Origin of the sequence: Nocardia sp. NPDC004068 (genome assembly GCF_042874315.1) — a bacterium.
GTDB lineage: Bacteria > Actinomycetota > Actinomycetes > Mycobacteriales > Mycobacteriaceae > Nocardia.
Window position 1 is genome coordinate 12272 of record NZ_JBIAMW010000029.1, and the last position, 21442, is coordinate 33713.

Consider the following 21442-nt stretch of genomic DNA (forward strand, 5'->3'; position numbering starts at 1 on the left):
GGGACACGAGTCTCGGACTTATGGGGAAAGCAACTGGAATGATCTCTCCCACCTTTGTGAACCGGTGGTCGAAGCCCAGGTGGTGACGACCGGCCGGTCCGGCGGGGCAGGCGATACGGCATCCGAGCTCGGCGCAATGACCGGGCTTCGGGACGAAACCCTCGAATAAGCACACGGCAATCGAGGGAAGGAAAGGATCTCCGTGACAGATACGGACCTGCTCGCGACACCCGGGGTGGAATCCAACGCAAGTTCCTCGGGCCGCCGCGAAAGTGACTCCGGACAGATTTCGAAGATGAGCGAACACACCGACGTCGCACGATCGGGGCTGACTGGAATGTTGTTGCCGCAGTTGCGTGCGCTTGCCGGAGAGCTCGGTATCCGAGGCACATCCGGGATGCGTAAGGGCGATCTGATCGCCGCCATCAAAGAAAATCAGGCCGCCTCGTCCGGAAAGGCCCCGCGTGGCCGGAACGAGACGAAGTCCGACGCGAAGGCGGAGGTGTCCCAGCCCGCCGCGGCGCCGTCGACCGGCGAGGAGTCCGCTCCGGTGAAGCACGACCGCGCCAAGGACCGGCAGCGGGTCGAGCAGCCGACGCTGGACAGCGTCGTCGACGAGAAGCCCGCGAACAACGCCGCCGCTCCCGCCGAGGCCGCCGAAAGCGCTGCGCGCCCGGCCGATTCGGGTGACGACACCGGCCGTGACGGCGGTCAGCGCGGCCGGGGCCGCCAGCGTCGCGGCCGCGAGCAGCGCGCCGGGAACGCCGGGGGCGAGGGCGAGAACGCCGGGGGCGAGGCCCGGGACAACCGGGAGACCCGCGAGGCCCGCGAAACCAAGGACGCCGACACCAAGCAGGAGCAGGACGGCGGCGACCGGCGGCGCGATCGCGGTGACCGCGGCCAGCAGAACGGCCAGAACCAGAACAACCAGAACGGCAACCGCGGCGATCGCGGTAATCGCGCCGACGCGGACGCCGACGACGAGGGCCGCGGCCGCCGGGGTCGCCGGTTCCGCGAGCGTCGCCGGGGACGCGACCGCGAGGGCGGCGAGGCCCGCGGCAACGAGGTCGAGATCCGCGAGGACGACGTCCTGCAGCCGGTGGCGGGCATTCTGGACGTGCTCGACAACTACGCGTTCGTGCGCACCTCGGGCTACCTGGCCGGGCCGAACGACGTGTACGTGTCGATGAACCTGGTCCGCAAGAACGGCCTGCGCCGCGGCGACGCCATCACCGGCGCCGTGCGCGCGCCCCGCGAGGGCGAGCAGGCCAACCAGCGGCAGAAGTTCGATCCGCTGGTGCGCCTGGACACCGTCAACGGCGCCGATATCGAAAGTGCCAAGCGGCGGCCGGAATTCGGCAAGCTCACCCCGCTGTACCCGAACCAGCGCCTGCGGCTCGAGACCCAGCCCAACAAGCTGACCACGCGCGTGATCGACCTGATCATGCCGATCGGCAAGGGCCAGCGCGCGCTGATCGTGTCGCCGCCGAAGGCCGGTAAGACCACGATCCTGCAGGACATCGCGAACGCGATCGCGATCAACAACCCTGAGGTCTATCTCATGGTCGTGCTGGTCGACGAGCGTCCGGAAGAGGTCACCGATATGCAGCGCACCGTGCGCGGCGAGGTGATCGCCTCCACCTTCGATCGGCCGCCGAGCGACCACACCTCGGTCGCGGAACTCGCCATCGAGCGGGCCAAGCGGCTGGTGGAGATGGGTCAGGACGTGGTCGTGCTGCTGGACTCGATCACCCGGCTCGGGCGCGCCTACAACAACGCCTCACCGGCGTCGGGGCGCATCCTGTCCGGTGGTATCGACTCGACCGCGCTGTATCCGCCCAAGCGGTTCCTGGGCGCGGCGCGCAACATCGAGAACGGCGGGTCGCTGACCATCATCGCCACCGCGATGGTGGAGACCGGGTCGACCGGTGACACGGTGATCTTCGAGGAGTTCAAGGGCACGGGCAACGCCGAGCTCAAGCTCGATCGCAAGATCGCCGAGCGCCGCGTGTTCCCGGCGGTCGACGTCAACCCGTCCGGTACCCGTCGCGACGACCTGCTGATGTCGCCCGACGAGGCCGCGGTCATCCACAAGCTGCGCCGAGTGCTGTCCGGGCTGGACTCGCACCAGGCCATCGACCTGTTGATCGACCGGTTGAAGAAGACCAAGACCAATCTCGAGTTCCTGATGACGGTCTCCAAGACCGCACCGGGCGCGCTCGAGGAGTAAGCGCTCGAACCCGTACCACGGCGGCCCCGCTTCGGCGGGGCCGCCGTGGTGTTCGCGGGGCCGGACGGAAGAAGACCAGTCCGATCCCGGCCGCGCCGACCACCAGGAAGCCGAGGATCAGCGCGGTCACGGTCGCGACGCCGCCGGTCGAGACGGCCGTGGCGGTGTATTCGTAGGTCGGTGTGTCGGTGGGGGCGTGCGCGGGCAACGCGGTCCGCGGATCGTCGGGCGTCGACCACCAGCCGATGGCCGCGAGCACGAACAGCGCCGCGAACGTCGTCGCGGCCGGCCGCGTACCCGCCCCCCGAGCGGCGTGGAGATTCACTGCTGTCCCTTTCCCGTAAGCACCCGGTACTCACCTGGGGTTACTCTATGAACAGACCTGTACGCGTTCCCGAGTAGCGAACTACTCGACTTCAGCGTCACTCGAGATCCGGGTCCGCGCGCGCCCGTACTTTCCTGGGTGCAGGGATCGGGGGCGCTCCGGGAATGGGCGGGGGCGCTCCGGGAATCAAACCGCACGGGGGTGCGTTGACAGGTCGTGCCAGCCGTTCTGGCATACTGATCCGCTGGTGCGTCTGCTGGTAGAACGCAGAGCATCCCGCCTAGTCGGTTCCGGTTCACGCCCTCGCATGTCGACGGCGACCCGGCGACCACATCGAAAGGACACCCATGAAGGCAGGAATCCACCCGGCTTACGTGCCGACCACCGTCGTCTGCGGTTGCGGCAACACCTTCGAGACCCGCAGCACCAAGGAGTCGGGCCACATCACCGTCGAGGTCTGCTCGCAGTGCCACCCGTTCTACACGGGCAAGCAGAAGATTCTCGACACCGGCGGCCGCGTCGCCCGCTTCGAGGCCCGCTACGGCAAGCGCGCCAAGAAGGCCGACGCCAAGTAGCTGTCCCACCGACGCCCGTCCTGCACCGCAGGCCGGGCGTCGGCCTGTTTGGCGACCCTTTCGACCTTCTCCCGAGGAGCACCTTCGATGGCCGACAAGACGGCCCCCTCCGCGATCGACGACATCCTGGCCGAGTACTCGGGTCTGGAGACGCAGTTGTCCGACCCCGCGCTGCACAACAATCCGGGTGAGGCGCGGCGCGTGGGAAAGCGGTTCGCCGAGTTGGCTCCGGTCATGTCGACCTACAACAAGTTGGCGAGCGCGCGGGACGATCTCGCGGCGGCGCGGGAGCTGGCGGCCGACGACGCGGCGTTCGCGGCCGAGGTGCCCGACCTCGAGCGGCAGGTCGAGGAGCTGGAGAAGACGCTCACCGATCTGCTCGCGCCGCGCGATCCGCACGACGCCGACGATGTGGTGCTCGAGGTGAAATCCGGTGAGGGCGGCGAGGAGTCGGCCCTGTTCGCCTCGGATCTGGCGCGCATGTACGTCCGCTACGCGGAGCGGCGCGGGTGGAAGGTCGAGGTGCTCGACGCCAACATCTCCGATCTGGGCGGGTACAAGGACGCGACGATCTCGATCAAGAGCCGCGAGCCCAGCCGGGACGGGGTGTGGTCGCGGCTGAAGTTCGAGGGCGGCGTGCATCGCGTCCAGCGCGTGCCGGTGACCGAATCCCAGGGACGTATCCATACCTCCGCCGCGGGTGTGCTCATCTATCCCGAGCCCGACGAGGTCGAGCAGGTCCAGATCGACGAATCCGATCTGCGCATCGATGTCTACCGGTCCTCGGGTAAGGGCGGCCAGGGTGTCAACACCACCGATTCGGCCGTGCGCATCACGCATCTGCCCACGGGCATCGTGGTGACCTGCCAGAACGAGCGTTCGCAGCTGCAGAACAAGGCGCGGGCCATGCAGGTGCTCGCCGCCCGGTTGCAGGCGCTCGCCGAGGAGCAGGCCGACGCCGAGGCGGCCGCCGGACGGGCGAGCCAGGTCCGCACGGTGGATCGATCCGAACGCATCCGCACCTACAACTTCCCGGAGAACCGGATCACCGACCACCGCATCGGCTTCAAAGCTCACAACTTGGATTCGGTGCTGGATGGGGAGTTGGACACCCTCCTCGACGCATTGAGTGAAGCGGACCGAGCGGCACGGTTGGCGGCGGAGTGATTTCGTGACGCGCGTTCCGCTGCGTTCCGCGCTGGCCGAGGCCGTCGAGGTGCTCGCGCGGGCGGGCGTGCCGAGCCCCCGGGTCGACGCCGAGTATCTGGCTGCGCATGTGCTCGGGGTGGAACGGCCTCGACTGGCATTGATTCCGCTGGTCACCGAGGAGCAGTCCGCCGAACTCCGGGCGTTGGTGGCGCGGCGCGCGGAACGCGTTCCGCTGCAACATCTCACGGGCACCGCGGCCATGGGGGAGATCGAGCTGTCCGTCGGGCCCGGGGTTTTCGTGCCGCGCCCGGAGACCGAATTGCTGTTCGCGTGGGCGCTGGCGCGGCTCGAGGTGCTGGGGCGCGAGCATCGGCCCGTCGTCGTGGATCTGTGTACCGGGTCCGGGGCGCTCGCGCTGGCCGTCGCCCACGCCCGGCCGGACGCGGACGTGCACGCGGTCGAACTGGATCCGGCGGCGCTGGCCTGGACGGCACGCAACGCGGAAGCCCGTGTGGCCGAAGGGGATACGGCCATCCGGCTGCACGCGGGGGATGTCACCGATCCCGCGCTCCTCGCCGCGCTGAACGGGCGCGTCGATGTCGTCGTCTCGAATCCGCCCTACATCCCCGCCGATGCCGTGCTGGATCCCGAAGTGGCCGACCATGATCCGCATGTCGCCTTGTTCGGCGGGGCGGACGGGTTGTCGGTCATCCGCCCGATGGTCGGGACCATCGCGCGTCTGCTGCGCCCCGGTGGGGTGGCAGCGGTCGAGCACGACGATTCCAACGGGTCCGGGGCCGCAGGGCTTTTCGCTGCTCACGGGGGTTTCGACGAGGTGGTCGAGCATCCGGATCTGGCGGGGAAGCCGCGGTTCGTCTCGGTTCGGCGGAAAATTACCTCTGACTCGGAGTGATTTACCTCTGATTCAGAGGTATCGTTGCGGGCATGGAGTCCACCACTCAGGCCACCGATCGGGAGTTGGTCGGCGGGCTGCTGCGCACATTCGGGCGATTCCGGCGGCAGGTCGGGCGCTTGGCCGGGCGGGCGTTCGATCGGTCGGGGGTCAGCGCCTCGCAGTCGGAGTTCCTGCGGCTCGTGGGCCGCAATCCGGGGATCTCGGTGAAGGAGGCCGCGGGGGAGCTGGGGTTGGCGGCCAACAGCGTGTCGACGTTCGTGACGGCATTGGTGCAGGCGGGACTGCTGGAACGGGAGTCCGATCCGGAGGACCGCCGGGTGATGCGACTGAGCCTGCCCGCGCGCGTGCAGCAGCGGGTCGACGAGACGCGCAGGCGGCACCACGATCTCATCGCGACCGCGCTGGCCGAACTGACCGCCGAGGAACGCGAGGAACTCACCCGCGGCCTCGCCGTGGTGAACAAGCTGACCGAGATCCTGCACGACCGCGAGACGAGGAAGGGCAGATGACCGAAAACCGGCTTCCCGCAATCGAATGCGAGGGCCTCACCCAACGCTACGGCGACCACGTCGTCGTCGACCACCTCGATCTGCGCATCGACCGCGGCGAGATCTTCGGCCTGCTCGGCCCCAATGGCGCGGGCAAGACCACCACCATCCGCCTGCTCACCACTCTCATGCCGGTGCGCGAGGGCACGGTCCGGGTACTCGGATTCGAGGTGGGCCGCCGCGACATCGATATCCGCTACAACCTCGGCTATGTGCCGCAACAACTCTCGGTCGAGGCCACGCTGACCGGACGCCAGAACGTCATGTGGTTCGCCCGGCTGTTCGACGTGCCGCGCCGCGAACGCGCCCGCCGGGTGACCGACGCGCTGGCCGCCATGGATCTGCTCGACGTCGCCGATCGGCTCGCGGCGAGCTATTCCGGCGGCATGGTGCGCCGCCTCGAGCTGGCCCAGGCGTTGGTCAACCGTCCGGCACTACTCGTTCTCGACGAACCGACGGTCGGCCTGGATCCGATCGCCCGGGACGGGGTGTGGGAGCGGGTGCGCGACCTGCGCGACCGGTTCGGCACCACCGTCCTGCTCACCACCCATTACATGGGTGAGGCCGACGCGCTCTGCGATCGAATCGCATTGTTGCACAAGGGAACCCTGCGCGCGGTCGGCGCGCCGGAGGAATTGAAACGAGCCCTCGGCCCCGACGCCACGCTGGAGGACGTCTTCCGTCACCACGCGGGCGCCGATCTGGCCGAGGACAACACGGAGGGAGGGCTGCGCGGTGTCCGGAACACGCGTAGAACCGCACAGCGCGCCGGTTGATTTCCCGCCGCCGCGCAGGGCACCCCGCGGCGCGGCGCGGCTGATCGCGCTGGGCTCGCGCATCGGCACCTTCGCAATCGTCGAACTCCAGAAGTTGCGTCGCGACCGTACCGAACTGGTCACCCGGGCCGTGCAACCGGCGTTGTGGCTGCTGATCTTCGGCACCACCTTCGCCCGCCTGCGCACGATCCCCACCGGAGAACTGCCCTACCTGGATTTCCTCACGCCCGGGATCATCGCCCAGTCCGCGCTGTTCATCGCGATCTTCTACGGCATCCAGCTGATCTGGGATCGCGACGCGGGAATCCTGAACAAGCTCATGGTGACTCCCACCCCGCGCGCGGCGCTGATCACCGGGAAATGCTTCGCGGCGGGGGTGCGGTCGGTGGCCCAGGTGCTGATCATCGTGGTCCTCGCGCTGATCATGGGCGTGCACATGACGCTCAATCCGCTGAAGCTGCTCGGCGCGATCGTCGCGGTGATCCTGAGCGCGGCCTTCTTCGCCTGCCTGTCGATGACCATCGCGGGCCTCGCGGGCACCCGCGATCGCCTGATGGGCATCGGCCAGGCCATCACCATGCCGCTGTTCTTCGCCTCGAACGCGCTGTACCCGATCGACCTCATGCCGGGCTGGCTGCAAGCGATCGGGCGGGTGAATCCGCTGAGCTACGAGGTCGACGCGCTGCGCGGACTGCTGGTCGGCGGGCCGCACCACCTCTGGCTCGACATGGGTGTGCTGGTCGCCGCGGCCGTGCTCGGAATCGCCTGCGCCTCGGCGCTTCTGGGCCGTCTCGTCCGCTGAGCGGACCGGCCCGCCACTCCGATCATCGTCCGCTCGGAACCAACACATAGACTCCACGCCGTGAGTACCGTCTACGACTGCTCCGATCCCGACTCGCGGGCCGCCGGCCTCACCGCCGCGCGAGCCACCCTGAAATCCGGACGGCTGGCTGTCATCCCGACCGACACGCTCTACGGAATCGCCGCCGACGCCTTCGACTCCGCGGCGGTCTCCGCGCTGCTCGCGGCCAAGCGCCGCGGGCGGGACATGCCGGTCCCGGTGCTGGTCGGCTCGTGGAACACCATCGACGGGCTCGTGTTCTCGGTGCAGCCGCAGGCCCGCGAGCTGATCCGCGCGTTCTGGCCGGGCGGGCTGAGTCTGGTTGTGCAGCAGGCGCCCTCGCTGGCCTGGGATCTCGGCGACGCGCGGGGCACGGTGATGCTGCGGATGCCGCTGCATCCGGTCGCGCTGGAACTGCTGCGCGAGGTGGGCCCGCTGGCGGTGTCGAGCGCGAACGTGTCCGGCCGCCCGCCCGCGACCACGGTCGACGAGGCGCGCGATCAGCTGGGCGAGCTGGTGAACGTCTATCTCGACGGCGGCCCGGCCGAGCACGGCGTCGCCTCCACCATCGTCGACCTGACCGCCGACACCCCGCGCATCCTGCGCGAGGGCGCGGTCACCGCGGCGCGGGTGGCCGAGGTCCTGGGTCTGTCGCCGGACGAGCTGACGCCCGAGACCACCCGGTGACGGCCTGGTAGATGCTTCTCAGTCAGGCAACGGCATACAGTCAGGGCGCTGTCGTTCCGCTGCGCGAGCTGTTGCTCGTGCTGCTCGTCTCGACCGTGATCACCCTGCTGTCCACCGGCGGTATCCGCGTGCTGGCCATCTGGTTCGGGGCGGTGGCGATTCCGCGCGAACGCGATGTGCACGTCAAGCCGATTCCGCGGATGGGCGGGGTGGGCATCTATCTCGGCGTGCTCGCCGCGGTGGCCTTCGCGCACCAATTGCCCGCGCTGCGAAGGGGATTCGAGTACCCGCACGACATCCCGGCGGTGGTGGTCGCGGGAACGCTGATCGTGGGGGTCGGCGTACTCGACGACCGCTGGGGGCTGGACTGGCTGACGAAACTCGTGGGGCAGATCACCGCCGCGGGCGTGATGGCCGTCATGGGCTTGAGCTGGGTGGCCGTCTACAACCCGTTCAACAACACGACCGTGGTGCTGGATCCGTTGCAGGGCGGGCTGGTGACCGTCGGCATCACCGTGGTCATGATCAACGCGATGAACTTCGTCGACGGCCTGGACGGGCTCGCGGCCGGGCTGGGGCTCATCGCCGGGGGCGCGGTGTTCGTGTTCACCGTGGGGCTGCTCTACGAACAGGGCGGGGCCACCGACACCTATCCGCCCGCGCTGCTCGCCGCCGCGCTCGCGGGGGGCTGCCTGGGATTTCTGCCACACAACTTCTCCCCGGCCCGGCTGTTCATGGGCGATTCCGGCTCGATGCTGATCGGGCTCATGCTCGCCGCGGTGTCCACGGGCGCGTCGGGGCGCATCCCGCTCACCGGGTACGGGCCGCGCGACATCGTGGGTCTGCTGTCGCCGCTGCTGCTCGTGGGCGCGGTGATGTTCATCCCGGTGCTCGATCTGGTGATGGCCATCGTGCGGCGGGCGCGGGCGGGCGTGAGTTTCTCCACGCCGGACAAGATGCATCTGCATCACCGGCTGTTGCAGATCGGGCATTCGCAGCGGCGGGTGGTGTTGCTGATCTATCTGTGGGTCGGGGTGCTGGCCTTCGGGGCCGTGGGGACCTCGCTCATGGATCGGCGGCTGGTGGTGTTGCTGTTCGCGGCCGGACTGGTGTTCGCGCTGGTGGTGACGGCCGTGCCGTCGTTGCGGGAGGCGGTCGGGCTGCGCCGCCGGACGCCGCGCGGGGGCGTCGCGGGCGACGGGTAGAGTTGGCCGGCGTGAGCCCCGCACCCGAGCATCATCCCGACGCCCCGCTGCGCGCGGCCCTGCGCTCCGGCATCGTGGGGTTGGTCGCGCTGGTGATCGTCTCGGCGGTGCTCGGCTCGATCCTCGCGGGACTGCCCGGGTTGTGGGGCGCGCTGATCGGATCGGCCATCGGGGGATTCTTCATTCTCACGACCGCGGCGCTGGTGCTGTTCAGCGCGAAATTGGATTCCGGGATCCAGGGCATGGTGATGCTCGCCTCCTGGGTCGGGAAACTGCTGGTCGTGATGATCGTCGTCGCGATTCTCCAGCGCTTCGATTTCTACGACCGCATGACCCTGTTCCTGACCGTCGTGGGCGCGCTGCTGATCGTGCTCGGCGCGGAGACCTACGGGCTGTTGCGGCAACGGGTTCCGATTGTCGCGACGCCGGACGAGCGGGCGGCGAATCAAGATCATTCCAAGGCGTGACGAGACCCCCTACACGTTGTCGTAGATACCTTGGTAAACTCTTTACCGTAAGCATCCGGTCCATAGGGCGGTCACTACTTCCTCATGGGAGCGGCTATGCTTACAGCCGTGCCGGCCCTGCGGGGTTCGGCTCTGCACCGTCGACGATGTCGCCGACGTACAGACGCCACGAGCGGGTGATTCCCCGCACAGCTGCTGACGAACTTCGAGCCGACCTGAGTCGACCACCAGATCGTCAATGTCCGATCGAACCGCGGGTTGACCCATACCCGCGGCCCGAACACGGGAGAGAACGCTGAGCGTCACCACTTTGGCAGGCGAGTTCACACCGCCTTCGCTAGATGACTTCTTCCCGGACGCGTTGCTGTTCGCGGGTACTCCTTTCGCAATCGACCGTCTGATGCTGATCCGCATCGTGATGACGTTCGTGCTGATCGGCGTGATGTTGCTGGCGTTCCGGCGGCCCCGACTCGTACCGCGCGGCCTGCAGAATGTCGCCGAATACGGTTTGGTGTTCGTGCGTGAGCAGATCTGTGACGAGGTGCTCGGCAAGGAAACCGGCAGGAAGTATTTCCCGCTGATCGCCACCATCTTCTTCACGGTCCTGTTCCTGAACTTTTCGAGCATCATCCCGTTCCTGAACATCTCCTCGAACGCGCGAATCGGTATGCCGCTGGTGCTCGCGGTGATCGCCTACCTCGCGTTCAACTACATCGGCATCAAGAAGTACGGCTTCTGGAAGTACATGCGCTCGTCGATCGTGGTGCCCAACGTGCCGCCCGCGATGCACGTGCTGCTGATCCCGATCGAGTTCATCTCGACCTTCATCCTGCGCCCGTTCACGCTGACCGTGCGACTCATGGCCAACATGCTCGCCGGGCACATCATGCTGGTGCTGTTCTTCACCGCCACGCAGTTCTTCCTGTTCGACGGCGCCGCGTGGATGAAGGGCCTGTCCCCGTTCTCGCTCGCGGGCGGACTCGCCTTCACGCTGTTCGAGATGCTGGTGATCTTCCTGCAGGCCTACGTCTTCGCGCTGCTGACCGCCGTGTACATCGGCCTGGCCCAGCACGCCGACTCGCACTGACCGCACAACCGCACAAAGACTGACCCACACGCCGCCGGGGGTGTGGGCAACAGAAAGGGAAAGAAAATCTCATGAGCCTCTCCTACGTGGCCGCCGAACTCGCCCAGACCTCCGACAAGGTGAAGGGCTACGGCGCCATCGGTTACGGTCTGGCGGCCATCGGCCCCGGCATCGGCGTGGGCATCGTGGTCGGCAAGGCGATCGAGGGCATCGCTCGCCAGCCCGAGCTGCAGGGCACGATCCGGACCAACATGTTCCTGGGCATCGCGTTCACCGAGGCGCTGGCCCTGATCGGCCTCGTCGCCGGCTTCATTTTCTGATTGCCATGAACGGGACCTTTTTGCTCGCGGCCGAGGAAGAGCACAACCCGCTCCTCCCGGCCAACTACGACATCATTTGGTCGCTGGTCTGCGTCGCGATCATCGCGTTCGTGTTCTACAAGTACGTGATCCCGCGCCTGCAGAAGGTGCTCGACGAGCGCTCCGACAAGATCGAGGGCGGTCTCGCCAAGGCCGAGGCCGCGCAGGCCGAGGCGCAGGCGACGCTCGAGCAGTACCAGCAGCAGCTGGCCGAGGCCCGCCTCGAGGCCGCGCGCATCCGCGAGGAGGCGCGCAACCAGGGCCAGCAGATCCTGGCGCAGCTGCGCTCCGAGGCCCAGGCCGAGGCCGACCGCATCGTGGCTTCCGGACATGCCCAACTCGAAGCGCAACGGCAGCAGATCGTGACAGAGTTGCGTGGTGAACTCGGCCGCACCGCGGTCGATCTGGCCGAGAAGATCATCGGACAGTCGGTGTCGGATCAGGCCAAGCAGGCCACCTCGATCGACCGATTCCTTGCAGAATTGGACGACAAGGCCGGCATCGGGGTCGGAAGGTAACGACACGAAAGTGGGAAGCATGTACGCAGCGAGCCGTGAGGCGAGCTCCCGGGCTCGGGAAGCTCTGTCGGCCGCTCTCACCGGGAGCGACTCCGTCGCCGCCACGACGGGCTCCGAATTGTTCGCCGTTGTCGCCGTACTCGACGACCAGCGTTCGCTGCGTGTAGCGCTCGCGGATAAGTCGGTATCGAGTTCGGCACGCGCCGAACTGGCCGAACGCGTCTTCGGCGGCAAGATCAGCGCGGCCACCCTGGCCGTGCTGACCACCGCCGTCGCCCAGAACTGGTCCCGCACCCGGGACCTGGTCGACACGCTGGAATTGCTCGGGCAGGAGTCGTTGCTGCGGGCCGCGACCGACCGCGGCCGGATCGACGCCGTCGAGGACGAGCTGTTCCGGCTCGGCCGGATCGTCGAGGACAATCCGGACCTCGAACAGGCCCTCGCCGCCCGCAACACGTCGGCGCAGGCCAAGCGCGAGCTGCTGGAAAGGCTGCTCAGCGGCAAGGTCGAGGACATCACCCTGCAGCTGGCCCAGCACGCCGTGGGCCGGTCGGTCGGCGACGTCGGTCCCGTCTTCGATCGGCTGTCCGATCTGGCGGCGTCCTTGCGCAAGCAGATCGTCGCGCACGTGCGCGCGGCGGTCGAACTGACCCCACAGCAGCGCGAACACCTGGCGGCCTCGCTGCAGCGGATCTACGACAAGCCGGTCACCGTGCACGTGCAGGTCGATCCGACCCTGCTGGCCGGTGTCGTCGTGCGCGTCGGTGACGACGTGATCGACGGCAGCGCGATCGGCCGGTTGCAGCGGCTGCGGCAGTCGCTGACCTAGCCGCACACCCCCCGACATTCCTTCAGACCACAGCGAGAGCAGGAAGAACCATGGCGGAGCTGACGATCTCCCCCGATGAGATCCGTAGCGCTATCGAGAGCTACACCCAGAGCTACACCCCCGAGACCTCCATCGAGGAGGTCGGCATCGTCACCGACACCGGCGACGGCATCGCCCATGTCAGTGGCCTGCCGTCGGCGATGACGAACGAGCTGCTGGAGTTCCCGGGCGGCGTGCTCGGCGTCGCGCTGAACCTCGAGGACACCTCGATCGGCGCGGTCATCCTGGGTGAGTTCGAGAACATCGAGGAGGGCCAGGAGGTCCGCCGGACCGGTGACGTGCTCTCCGTCCCGGTCGGCGACAAGTTCCTGGGCCGCGTCATCGACCCGCTGGGCGCGCCGATCGACGGCCTGGGCGAGATCGAGGCCGACGAGCGTCGCGTCCTCGAACTCCAGGCCGCGACCGTGCTGCAGCGTCAGCCGGTCGGTGAGCCGATGGCCACCGGCATCACCGCCATCGACGCCCTGACCGCCATCGGCCGCGGTCAGCGTCAGCTGATCATCGGCGACCGCAAGACCGGCAAGACCGCGGTCTGCATCGACGCCATCATCAACCAGAAGGCCAACTGGGAGACCGGCGACCCGACCAAGCAGGTCCGCTGCATCTACGTCGCGATCGGCCAGAAGGGCTCGACCATCGCGGGCGTGAAGGCGGCCCTCGAGTCGCACGGCGCGATGGAGTACACCACCATCGTCGCCGCCCCCGCCTCGGACTCCGCGGGCTTCAAATGGCTTGCCCCCTATACGGGTTCGGCGCTGGGCCAGCACTGGATGTACCAGGGCAAGCACGTCCTGATCGTATTCGACGACCTGTCCAAGCAGGCCGAGGCGTACCGCGCGATCTCGCTGCTGCTGCGTCGCCCGCCGGGCCGCGAGGCGTACCCCGGTGACGTCTTCTACCTGCATTCCCGCCTGCTGGAGAGGTGCGCGAAGCTGTCCGACGAGATGGGCGCGGGCTCGATGACCGGGCTGCCGATCATCGAGACCAAGGCCGGTGACATCTCGGCGTTCATCCCGACCAACGTCATCTCCATCACCGACGGCCAGGTCTTCCTCGAGTCCGACCTGTTCAACAAGGGCGTCCGCCCGGCGATCAACGTCGGCACCTCGGTCTCCCGCGTCGGCGGCGCCGCGCAGACCAAGGGCATGAAGAAGGTCTCCGGCTCGCTGCGTCTGGAGCTGGCCCAGTTCCGTGAGCTGGAGGCGTTCTCCGCCTTCGCCTCCGACCTGGACGCGGCCTCGCTGGCCCAGCTCGAGCGCGGCGCCCGCTGGGTCGAGCTGCTCAAGCAGGACCAGTACTCCCCGGTCTCGGTCGAGGACCAGATCGTCTCGCTGTACCTGGTCGACGCCGGTTTCTACGACTCGGTGCCGGTCGGCGACATCCGCCGGTTCAACAGCGAGCTGCTGGAGAACCTGCACCGCTCCGCCGCCGACGCGTTCAAGTCGATCGAGGGCGGCAAGGTGCTCGAGGGCGAGGCCGCCGAGCAGATCAAGGCCGAGACCGAGAACTTCAAGAAGGGCTTCCTGGCCTCCGACGGCAGTCGTGTGGTGAACGAGGCCGAGGCCGATCAGCTCGACCACGAAGAGGTCGAGTCGCTGTCGGTCACCCGCAAGCACGTCGAGAAGTAACGCGGCGAGCCAATGCGACTGTGCTATCGAGCAACGAAGGGAGTGTGACCAATGCCAAGCTTGCGTGAATTGCGCTCCCGCATTCGTAGCGTGGGTTCGATCAAGAAGATCACCAAGGCCCAGGAGCTGATCGCGACCTCGCGAATCAGCAAGGCGCAGGCCCGGGTCGCCGCCGCGAAGCCGTACGCGGAGGAGATCACGAAGGTGCTGAGCGAACTCGCGAGCGCCTCGTCCAACCTCACCCACCCCCTGCTCACCGAGCGGGAGAACCCGAGCCGCGCCGCGATCCTGGTCATCACCAGCGACCGCGGCATGGCCGGCGGCTACAACTCGAACGTGCTCAGGCGCGCCGAGGAACTCATGACGACACTGCGCTCCGAGGGCAAGGAGCCGGTGCTGTACGTGATGGGCGCGAAGGGCCTGACCTACTACACGTTCCGCAACCGCCGGGTGGTCGGCTCGTGGGTGGGGTTCTCCCAGCAGCCGCACTACACCGACGCGTCGGCGGCGTGCGAGAACCTGGTCGAGGCGTTCATGGCGGGTTCGGGCAAGGAGGTGCCCGCGCCCAACGGCGAGGGCACGATCGAGGGCGTCGACGAGATCCACATCGTCTACACGCGGTTCGTGTCGATGCTCTCGCAGGTGCCCGAGGTCCGCCGGCTCGCGCCGATCCAGGTGAGCTACGTCGAGGAGAACTACGACCTCGGCGAGGACTTCGTCACCGACTCGCCGACCGCGGACATCCATCCGCTGTACGAGTTCGAGCCCGACGCCGACACGCTGCTCGGCCGACTGCTGCCGAAGTACGTGAACACCCGGATCTACGCGTCGCTGCTCGAGGCCGCGGCCTCGGAGTCGGCCGCGCGCCGCACCGCGATGAAGGCCGCCACCGACAACGCCACCGAGCTGGTGAACGGCCTTACGCGCCAAGCGAACTCGATCCGGCAGGCGAACATCACGCAGGAAATCAGCGAAATCGTCGGCGGCGCGAACGCGCTGGCAGCGACTCCGAGCGACTAAGCCCTAGCCCCAGGAAGAGAACAAATGACCGCAGCAGTTACCGCTGAGAACACCAGCCGGGCGGGCGCTGGCACAGGCCGCGTCGCCCGGGTCATCGGCCCCGTCGTGGACGTCGAATTCCCCCGCGGCGCCATTCCCGAGCTGTACAACGCCCTGCACGCCGAGGTCACCCTGCCCTCGGTCGCCAAGACGCTGACCCTCGAGGTCGCACAGCACCTGGGCGACAACATCGTTCGCTGTATCTCGATGCAGCCGACCGACGGCCTGGTCCGCGGCGTCGACGTCACCGACACCGGCAAGCCGATCTCGGTGCCCGTCGGTGACGTCGTCAAGGGCCACGTCTTCAACGCCCTCGGCGACTGCCTCGACGCGCCGGGCACCGGCCGCGACGGCGAGCAGTGGGGCATCCACCGCGAGCCCCCCGCCTTCGACCAGCTCGAGGGCAAGACCGAGATCCTCGAGACCGGCATCAAGGTCATCGACCTGCTGACCCCCTACGTGAAGGGCGGCAAGATCGGCCTGTTCGGCGGCGCGGGCGTCGGCAAGACCGTGCTCATCCAGGAGATGATCACCCGTATCGCGCGGGAGTTCTCGGGCACCTCGGTGTTCGCGGGCGTCGGTGAGCGCACCCGTGAGGGCACCGACCTGCACCTGGAAATGGAAGAGATGGGCGTGCTGCCGGACACCGCGCTCGTCTTCGGCCAGATGGACGAGCCGCCGGGGACGCGTATGCGCGTCGCCCTGTCGGCGCTGACCATGGCGGAGTACTTCCGCGATGTGCAGGGCCAGGACGTGCTGCTGTTCATCGACAACATCTTCCGGTTCACCCAGGCCGGTTCCGAGGTCTCGACCCTGCTGGGCCGCATGCCCTCGGCCGTCGGCTACCAGCCGACCCTCGCCGACGAGATGGGCCAGCTGCAGGAGCGGATCACCTCGACCCGCGGCCGCTCGATCACCTCGATGCAGGCGATCTACGTGCCCGCCGACGACTACACCGACCCGGCCCCGGCGACCACCTTCGCCCACCTGGACGCGACCACCGAGCTCTCCCGCCCGATCTCGCAGAAGGGCATCTACCCCGCCGTCGACCCGCTGACCTCGACCTCCCGCATCCTGGAGGCGTCGATCGTGGGCGACCGGCACTTCGCGGTGGCCAACGAGGTGAAGCGAATCCTGCAGAAGTACAAGGAACTTCAGGACATCATCGCCATCCTCGGCATGGACGAGCTCTCCGAGGAGGACAAGGTCCTCGTCGGCCGCGCCCGTCGCCTGGAGAAGTTCCTGGGCCAGAACTTCATCGTGGCCGAGAAGTTCACCGGTCAGGTGGGTTCGGTCGTGCCGCTGGAGCAGACCATCGACGACTTCGACCGGGTCTGCAAGGGCGAGTTCGACCACTTCCCCGAGCAGGCGTTCAACTCCTGCGGTGGTCTCGACGACGTCGAGAAGGCCGCGAAGAAGATCGCCGGGAAGTAGTCGACCATGGCGGAAATGTCAGTCGATCTGGTTTCCATCGAACGCCGGATGTGGTCGGGCGAGGCGACTTTCGTCAGCGCCCAGACCACCGAGGGTCAGATCGGTATCCTGCCCGGCCACGAGCCGGTGCTCGGCCAGCTGGCCGAGGACAGCGCGGTGACGATCGTCGGCACCGACGGCGAGCGCATCGTCGCCGCGGTGCACGGCGGATTCTTCTCCGTCACCGCCAAGACCGTCCGGATCCTCGCGGAGACCGCGGAATTCGCCGCCGATATCGACGTCGAGTCCGCGCGGTCGGTGCTGTCCGATCCGAACGCCTCCGAGGAGGCGCAGAACGCGGCGCGCGCTCGGGTGCGTGCCGTGGAGGCGGCCGACGCCTGATCGCCCAAGGGCGACAATTCGATTCACGCGTGTGGCGGTCCCGGAACTCTCCGGGACCGCCACACGGCGTTTCGGCGCCGGAATTCCACGCGGTAATGCTGTAATTGCGTCCACGAGGATTTCCCTCGGTTTCCATCGTTCTCCATCGAGTTGACGCAGCGTGGCTGCCCGGGTCTCGACGTGCGCGGCCTCGCGACAAACGAGCGAGGGGTGAATGAATAAACCAAAGGGCGTCGGCCTCGGCATGCGCGTGCTCGTCGGTGCGGCCGCGGCGATTTCGGCGATCGGATTGTGGTCACCCGGAGCGGCGCGCGCGGACACCTTCGTCCCGCTGCCCGACGGGCATATCGAGCGGCCGGGCATTTCGATCACCAGTACCGGTGAGCGCGTTCTCATTTCGCCATCGCTGGCCGCCAACGGGGCCGGACGCACGGCGTGGGTGTCGGGGAACGTCACCGCGGACGTCGAAACGCCGCCGGGTGTGGTCGGGCCGAACAACGGCGCACAGAACAATCCGGGCACCAATGATTCGTCGACGCACGGGGCTTCGGGGCTGACGGTCGGATATGTTGTCGGCTGCCAGGTTTCGCTGGGCCAATTGTCGAGTTCGGCCGGGTTGGCCGTCTCCACCTCCGGCCCCGCGATCGCCGGTGGCATTTCCTTTCCGCTCGCCCCGGGCGAGGTGAAGTGGGTGCAGATCAACAACATCGATATGACCGATTCGGGTCAGTACCACATGAATTACCAGGACTTCCCGATGGAGATCCAGGGCTGCGGCGGATACGCCCAGGCCCGCCAGTTCTCGGTGGTCGAGATCATCGGAGCCGACTACGCCAAGGTCACTCTCTACGGCCAGCCGTTCAGCCTCGGCTGACGCGGTCCCGACGCGAAGGAGATCGAATGTTGCGCAGGAGCAAGGTGTTCGGCGCGGCCGCGGTGCTGGCCGGTGTCGCGTTGGGGGCGCCGGGCAGCGCCCACGCCGACACCTTCATTCCGCTGCCGGGCGGGACCATCAATCGCACCCTCGGCGACGGCACCGAGGTGACAGTGTCGATCGACGGGGAATCGGCCAATATCAATCCGTCCATGGGCGACACCCCGGTGCATCGCAATGTGTGGACCTCCGGTCGCGGGGTGGTCGATGTTGCCGGGCCGAAGGCGGGTTCGGCCCGGATCAAGATCTATCCGGGGTACGTGGTCGGCTGCCAGGTGGCGATCGAGGGCCTCACCTCGGCGGGGACCGAGAACGGCAGCGAGACGTTCGCCGCCGGGGTCCCACCGGTCTTCGCCAATACGCTCGGCGACACCGAGACCCTGGTCATCGGCCCGGGGCAGGCCGTCGTCCGGTACCTGCTCGACCTGGAGAAGCCCGACGACTACGGCAACGAATCCCACAAGCAGTACAACGAGATCCACGGGCCGCACGCCAGCGTCATGTGGACCGACGAGACCTTCGCCGTCGACGGCTGCGGCGGTTACGCCCAGGCCCGCTCGTTCGTCACCGCCGATGTGGCGACCGACAACACCGAGAGCATGGTCACAGTCTGGGGTGCGCCGTTCACCATCGGTTGACTGAAAGTGCCTGCGCCAGGGCAACTTTCGCCGGAGAACCCGCCCGCGACCCTGGTCGGCGGATAGGCTCGACCGGGGTCGGGGCGTGCCGCCCGTCCCCGAGGTAGGGGTGGTTTGTAGACTCGCCACAACGGTGGCCTTGTTCGGGATGGCACGGCACTCGCGACGACACAGGGGCAAAAGCGAAGGGACGGACCTGGATTGCGGACCGGGATGGTGCTTCTGATCATTCTGGTGCTGCTGCTCGTCGGCCTGGCGTTGGCCTCCATCTACCGGTTCGTGATGTTGCGGCGGGGTGGGACGGCAGCGATCCTGCGGGTGCTGCCCGCCAAAGGTGGGCAGGGTTGGCGGCACGGTTTGATCCGCTACGACGAGGACCGGATGGTCTTCTTCAAGCTGACCAGCCTCAAACTCGGCGCGGATTCGACGATCCACCGCAAGGGGATCGAGGTCGTGGATCGGCGCGGCCCCGTCGGTGACGAATACGACATCATGACCGACGAGATCGCGGTCATCGCGGTCTCCGACGGCGACGGCAGCTACGAACTGGCACTCGACCGCGCCGCGCTCACCGCCTTCCTGTCCTGGGTCGAATCGCGGCCGTCCGATCGAATCCGCCGCCGCCCGACACTGTGAGGCGGACATACTGTCTACATGAGTGTGCATCTGACGCGGATCTACACCCGGACGGGTGACGACGGCACCACCGGACTGAGCGATTTCTCCCGGGTGTCCAAGACCGACCCGCGGCTGATCGCCTACGCCGACTGCGACGAAACCAATGCCGCGATCGGCGTCGCCGTCGCCCTCGGACACCCCGAACCGCGCATCCTCGACGTGCTGCGCCGGATTCAGAACGACCTCTTCGACGCGGGCGCCGACCTGTCCACGCCGGTGGTCGCCGAGCCGCAATACCCGCCGCTGCGCATCACCCAGCCCTACATCGATCGGCTCGAGGCGTGGTGCGACGAGTTCAATTCCGCACTGGCGCCGTTGAATTCGTTCATCCTGCCCGGCGGCACTCCGCTGGCCGCGCTGCTGCACACCGCCCGGACGGTCGCCCGGCGCGCCGAACGTTCGGCGTGGGCCGCCGTCGCGGCACGCCCGGACGACACGAACGCGCTGCCCGCGAAATATCTGAATCGCCTCTCCGATCTGCTGTTCATCCTCGGTCGGGTGGCGAATCCGGACGGGGATGTGCTGTGGCGCCCCGGAGGTTCCGATGATGGAGACGCCGCGACCGACCGCACCGACCATTAGGCTGACCCCCGTGAGTGAACGGTTTCTGGTGACCGGTGGCAGTCGGCTCGTCGGCGAGGTCCCGGTCGGTGGCGCCAAGAACAGCGTCCTCAAATTGATGGCCGCCGCCCTGCTGGCGGAGGGCACGACGACCATCAGCAACTGCCCCGACATCCTCGACGTGCCGCTGATGGCCGAGGTGCTGCGCGGGCTCGGCTGCGATGTGGTGGTCGACGGCGCGGTGGTCACCATCGCCACGCCGACCGAACCCAAGTACCACGCGGACTTTCCCGCGGTCACCCAGTTCCGCGCCTCGGTCTGCGTGCTCGGACCGCTCATGGCCCGGTGCAAACGCGCGGTGGTGGCGCTGCCCGGCGGCGACGCGATCGGCTCTCGCCCGCTGGACATGCATCAGGCCGGGCTCCGATTGCTCGGCGCGACCAGCGAAATCGAACACGGTTGCCTGGTCGCCCGCGCCGACGAGCTGCAGGGCGCGCGCATCCGGCTCGACTTCCCGTCGGTCGGCGCGACCGAGAACATCCTGATGGCGGCGGTGCTCGCCGAGGGGGAGACGGTCATCGACAACGCCGCGCGGGAACCGGAGATCGTGGACCTGTGCACGATGCTCACCCGGATGGGCGCGCGGATCAGCGGGGCCGGGACCTCGGTGCTCACCATCGAGGGCGTGCAGAAGCTGCAACCGACGACGCATCGGGTGATCGGGGACCGGATCGTCGCGGCCACCTGGGGCATCGCCGCGGCCATGACCCAGGGCGACGTCCGGGTGACCGGGGTGAATCCCAAGCATCTGTCCCTCGTGCTGGACAAGTTGCGCTCGTCCGGGGCGCGAATCTCGTTCGAACCGGACGGTTTTCGCGTGGTGCAGGCCGAGCGGCCGCGCGCGGTGAACTTCTCGACGCTGCCGTTCCCCGGCTTCCCGACCGACCTCCAGCCGATGGCGATCGGGCTCGCGGCCATCGCCGACGGCACGTCGATGATCACCGAGAACATCTTCGAGGCGCGATTCCGCTTCGTGGAGGAGATGATTCGCCTCGGCGCCGACGCCCGGACCGACGGTCACCACGCGGTGGTCCGCGGCATCCCGCGGTTGTCGAGCGCGCCGGTGTGGTCCTCGGATATTCGGGCCGGGGCCGGGCTCGTGCTCGCCGGACTGGTCGCCGACGGCGTGACCGAGGTGCACGACGTCTTCCACATCGACCGCGGCTATCCCGACTTCGTCGAGAACCTCCGTTCGCTCGGCGCGGACGTCACCCGGGTGTCCTGACAAAACCCGTTCTGACCAGGCGATTTGACATCGAATCTGGTGGCACGTAACTTATTCCGGGTCAGAGCGACACGGACACCGACCCGGAGCCGAGAGGACCGGGACACGAGGTTGGACGGGGAGCGCCTGACGATCACACTGGCTCCACCAAGATCACGGATTTGGATCCGCGTTCTCGGCTGAGCTAAGCTGGAAAAGTTGCCTCACGATCGAGCGGGTGAAGAGCCTGGGAGATTGTGTGTGCGTGTGTTCTTTGAGAACTCAATAGTGTG

Annotated in this window: 23 protein-coding genes; all 23 read left to right on the plus strand. The window is 67.7% G+C overall.

Features of this window, described 5'->3' with window-relative positions:
- Positions 1-202: 202 nt before the first annotated feature.
- A complete protein-coding gene (gene rho, locus ACFYTQ_RS37330) occupies positions 203-2230 on the plus strand; it encodes a transcription termination factor Rho (RefSeq protein ID WP_387371128.1) in 2028 nt (675 codons plus the stop codon).
- A gap of 672 nt (positions 2231-2902) precedes the next feature.
- The gene (rpmE, locus tag ACFYTQ_RS37335) at positions 2903-3130 is read left to right on the plus strand and encodes a 50S ribosomal protein L31 (protein ID WP_387371130.1); all 228 of its coding nucleotides are present in this window, start codon (positions 2903-2905) and stop codon (positions 3128-3130) included.
- 87 nt (positions 3131-3217) lie between these two features.
- Positions 3218-4297, plus strand: coding sequence for a peptide chain release factor 1 (prfA, locus tag ACFYTQ_RS37340; RefSeq protein WP_387371132.1), 1080 nt, complete (start codon positions 3218-3220; stop codon positions 4295-4297).
- A 4-nt stretch (positions 4298-4301) separates the two neighbouring features.
- Positions 4302-5192, plus strand: coding sequence for a peptide chain release factor N(5)-glutamine methyltransferase (prmC, locus tag ACFYTQ_RS37345; RefSeq protein ID WP_387371134.1), 891 nt, complete (start codon positions 4302-4304; stop codon positions 5190-5192).
- A gap of 32 nt (positions 5193-5224) precedes the next feature.
- Entirely contained in the window at positions 5225-5704 is a 480-nt protein-coding gene (locus ACFYTQ_RS37350; protein WP_387371136.1) for a MarR family winged helix-turn-helix transcriptional regulator, read from the plus strand.
- On the plus strand, positions 5701-6519 hold the full coding sequence (locus ACFYTQ_RS37355) for an ATP-binding cassette domain-containing protein (RefSeq protein ID WP_387371138.1): 819 nt from the start codon (positions 5701-5703) through the stop codon (positions 6517-6519). Before ACFYTQ_RS37350 ends, ACFYTQ_RS37355 begins: the two co-directional genes overlap by 4 nt.
- Entirely contained in the window at positions 6479-7321 is an 843-nt protein-coding gene (locus tag ACFYTQ_RS37360; RefSeq protein WP_387371140.1) for an ABC transporter permease, read from the plus strand. Before ACFYTQ_RS37355 ends, ACFYTQ_RS37360 begins: the two co-directional genes overlap by 41 nt.
- 60 nt (positions 7322-7381) lie before the next feature.
- A complete protein-coding gene (locus ACFYTQ_RS37365; RefSeq protein WP_387371142.1) occupies positions 7382-8047 on the plus strand; it encodes an L-threonylcarbamoyladenylate synthase in 666 nt (221 codons plus the stop codon).
- Between the two features lie 11 nt (positions 8048-8058).
- Complete coding sequence (locus ACFYTQ_RS37370) at positions 8059-9252, plus strand: MraY family glycosyltransferase (RefSeq protein ID WP_387371144.1); 1194 nt, start codon at positions 8059-8061, stop codon at positions 9250-9252.
- 11 nt (positions 9253-9263) lie between these two features.
- Positions 9264-9719, plus strand: a complete 456-nt coding sequence (locus ACFYTQ_RS37375; RefSeq protein WP_387371146.1) for a hypothetical protein — start codon at positions 9264-9266, stop codon at positions 9717-9719.
- A gap of 361 nt (positions 9720-10080) precedes the next feature.
- Positions 10081-10806, plus strand: coding sequence for a F0F1 ATP synthase subunit A (gene atpB, locus ACFYTQ_RS37380; protein ID WP_387371171.1), 726 nt, complete (start codon positions 10081-10083; stop codon positions 10804-10806).
- Between the two features lie 71 nt (positions 10807-10877).
- The gene (locus tag ACFYTQ_RS37385) at positions 10878-11126 is read left to right on the plus strand and encodes an ATP synthase F0 subunit C (RefSeq protein WP_216897472.1); all 249 of its coding nucleotides are present in this window, start codon (positions 10878-10880) and stop codon (positions 11124-11126) included.
- 5 nt (positions 11127-11131) lie between these two features.
- Positions 11132-11683 carry a F0F1 ATP synthase subunit B gene (locus ACFYTQ_RS37390; protein ID WP_387371149.1) on the plus strand — a complete coding sequence of 184 codons (552 nt, stop codon included), beginning with the start codon at positions 11132-11134 and terminating at the stop codon, positions 11681-11683.
- 19 nt (positions 11684-11702) lie between these two features.
- The gene (locus ACFYTQ_RS37395) at positions 11703-12512 is read left to right on the plus strand and encodes a F0F1 ATP synthase subunit delta (RefSeq protein WP_387371151.1); all 810 of its coding nucleotides are present in this window, start codon (positions 11703-11705) and stop codon (positions 12510-12512) included.
- A 50-nt stretch (positions 12513-12562) separates the two neighbouring features.
- The gene (atpA, locus tag ACFYTQ_RS37400; protein ID WP_387371153.1) at positions 12563-14200 is read left to right on the plus strand and encodes a F0F1 ATP synthase subunit alpha; all 1638 of its coding nucleotides are present in this window, start codon (positions 12563-12565) and stop codon (positions 14198-14200) included.
- Positions 14201-14251: 51 nt separating this feature from the next.
- Positions 14252-15220, plus strand: coding sequence for a F0F1 ATP synthase subunit gamma (locus ACFYTQ_RS37405; protein WP_387371155.1), 969 nt, complete (start codon positions 14252-14254; stop codon positions 15218-15220).
- Positions 15221-15244: 24 nt separating this feature from the next.
- Entirely contained in the window at positions 15245-16693 is a 1449-nt protein-coding gene (atpD, locus tag ACFYTQ_RS37410; protein ID WP_387371157.1) for a F0F1 ATP synthase subunit beta, read from the plus strand.
- 6 nt (positions 16694-16699) lie between these two features.
- Positions 16700-17074, plus strand: a complete 375-nt coding sequence (locus tag ACFYTQ_RS37415) for a F0F1 ATP synthase subunit epsilon (protein WP_387371159.1) — start codon at positions 16700-16702, stop codon at positions 17072-17074.
- Between the two features lie 214 nt (positions 17075-17288).
- Positions 17289-17948, plus strand: a complete 660-nt coding sequence (locus ACFYTQ_RS37420; protein WP_387371161.1) for an MspA family porin — start codon at positions 17289-17291, stop codon at positions 17946-17948.
- Between the two features lie 26 nt (positions 17949-17974).
- Complete coding sequence (locus ACFYTQ_RS37425; RefSeq protein WP_387371163.1) at positions 17975-18646, plus strand: MspA family porin; 672 nt, start codon at positions 17975-17977, stop codon at positions 18644-18646.
- 213 nt (positions 18647-18859) lie between these two features.
- A complete protein-coding gene (locus ACFYTQ_RS37430; protein WP_387371165.1) occupies positions 18860-19282 on the plus strand; it encodes a DUF2550 domain-containing protein in 423 nt (140 codons plus the stop codon).
- A gap of 18 nt (positions 19283-19300) precedes the next feature.
- A complete protein-coding gene (locus ACFYTQ_RS37435) occupies positions 19301-19906 on the plus strand; it encodes a cob(I)yrinic acid a,c-diamide adenosyltransferase (RefSeq protein WP_387371167.1) in 606 nt (201 codons plus the stop codon).
- Between the two features lie 10 nt (positions 19907-19916).
- Positions 19917-21170, plus strand: a complete 1254-nt coding sequence (murA, locus tag ACFYTQ_RS37440; protein ID WP_387371169.1) for a UDP-N-acetylglucosamine 1-carboxyvinyltransferase — start codon at positions 19917-19919, stop codon at positions 21168-21170.
- Positions 21171-21442: the final 272 nt, after the last annotated feature.

Excerpts from the sequence above, each read along its gene's own strand:
- atpD (WP_387371157.1), top strand. The coding sequence starts at position 15,245 with ATGACCGCAGCAGTTACCGCTGAGAACACCAGCCGGGCGGGCGCTGGC.
- ACFYTQ_RS37395 (WP_387371151.1), top strand. The coding sequence starts at position 11,703 with ATGTACGCAGCGAGCCGTGAGGCGAGCTCCCGGGCTCGGGAAGCTCTG.
- ACFYTQ_RS37420 (WP_387371161.1), top strand. The coding sequence starts at position 17,289 with ATGAATAAACCAAAGGGCGTCGGCCTCGGCATGCGCGTGCTCGTCGGT.
- atpA (WP_387371153.1), top strand. The coding sequence starts at position 12,563 with ATGGCGGAGCTGACGATCTCCCCCGATGAGATCCGTAGCGCTATCGAG.
- ACFYTQ_RS37415 (WP_387371159.1), top strand. The coding sequence starts at position 16,700 with ATGGCGGAAATGTCAGTCGATCTGGTTTCCATCGAACGCCGGATGTGG.
- ACFYTQ_RS37425 (WP_387371163.1), top strand. The coding sequence starts at position 17,975 with ATGTTGCGCAGGAGCAAGGTGTTCGGCGCGGCCGCGGTGCTGGCCGGT.
- ACFYTQ_RS37405 (WP_387371155.1), top strand. The coding sequence starts at position 14,252 with ATGCCAAGCTTGCGTGAATTGCGCTCCCGCATTCGTAGCGTGGGTTCG.
- prfA (WP_387371132.1), top strand. The coding sequence starts at position 3,218 with ATGGCCGACAAGACGGCCCCCTCCGCGATCGACGACATCCTGGCCGAG.
- ACFYTQ_RS37435 (WP_387371167.1), top strand. The coding sequence starts at position 19,301 with ATGAGTGTGCATCTGACGCGGATCTACACCCGGACGGGTGACGACGGC.
- ACFYTQ_RS37430 (WP_387371165.1), top strand. The coding sequence starts at position 18,860 with ATGGTGCTTCTGATCATTCTGGTGCTGCTGCTCGTCGGCCTGGCGTTG.
- ACFYTQ_RS37350 (WP_387371136.1), top strand. The coding sequence starts at position 5,225 with ATGGAGTCCACCACTCAGGCCACCGATCGGGAGTTGGTCGGCGGGCTG.
- ACFYTQ_RS37370 (WP_387371144.1), top strand. The coding sequence starts at position 8,059 with ATGCTTCTCAGTCAGGCAACGGCATACAGTCAGGGCGCTGTCGTTCCG.
- ACFYTQ_RS37355 (WP_387371138.1), top strand. The coding sequence starts at position 5,701 with ATGACCGAAAACCGGCTTCCCGCAATCGAATGCGAGGGCCTCACCCAA.
- ACFYTQ_RS37390 (WP_387371149.1), top strand. The coding sequence starts at position 11,132 with ATGAACGGGACCTTTTTGCTCGCGGCCGAGGAAGAGCACAACCCGCTC.
- rpmE (WP_387371130.1), top strand. The coding sequence starts at position 2,903 with ATGAAGGCAGGAATCCACCCGGCTTACGTGCCGACCACCGTCGTCTGC.
- ACFYTQ_RS37385 (WP_216897472.1), top strand. The coding sequence starts at position 10,878 with ATGAGCCTCTCCTACGTGGCCGCCGAACTCGCCCAGACCTCCGACAAG.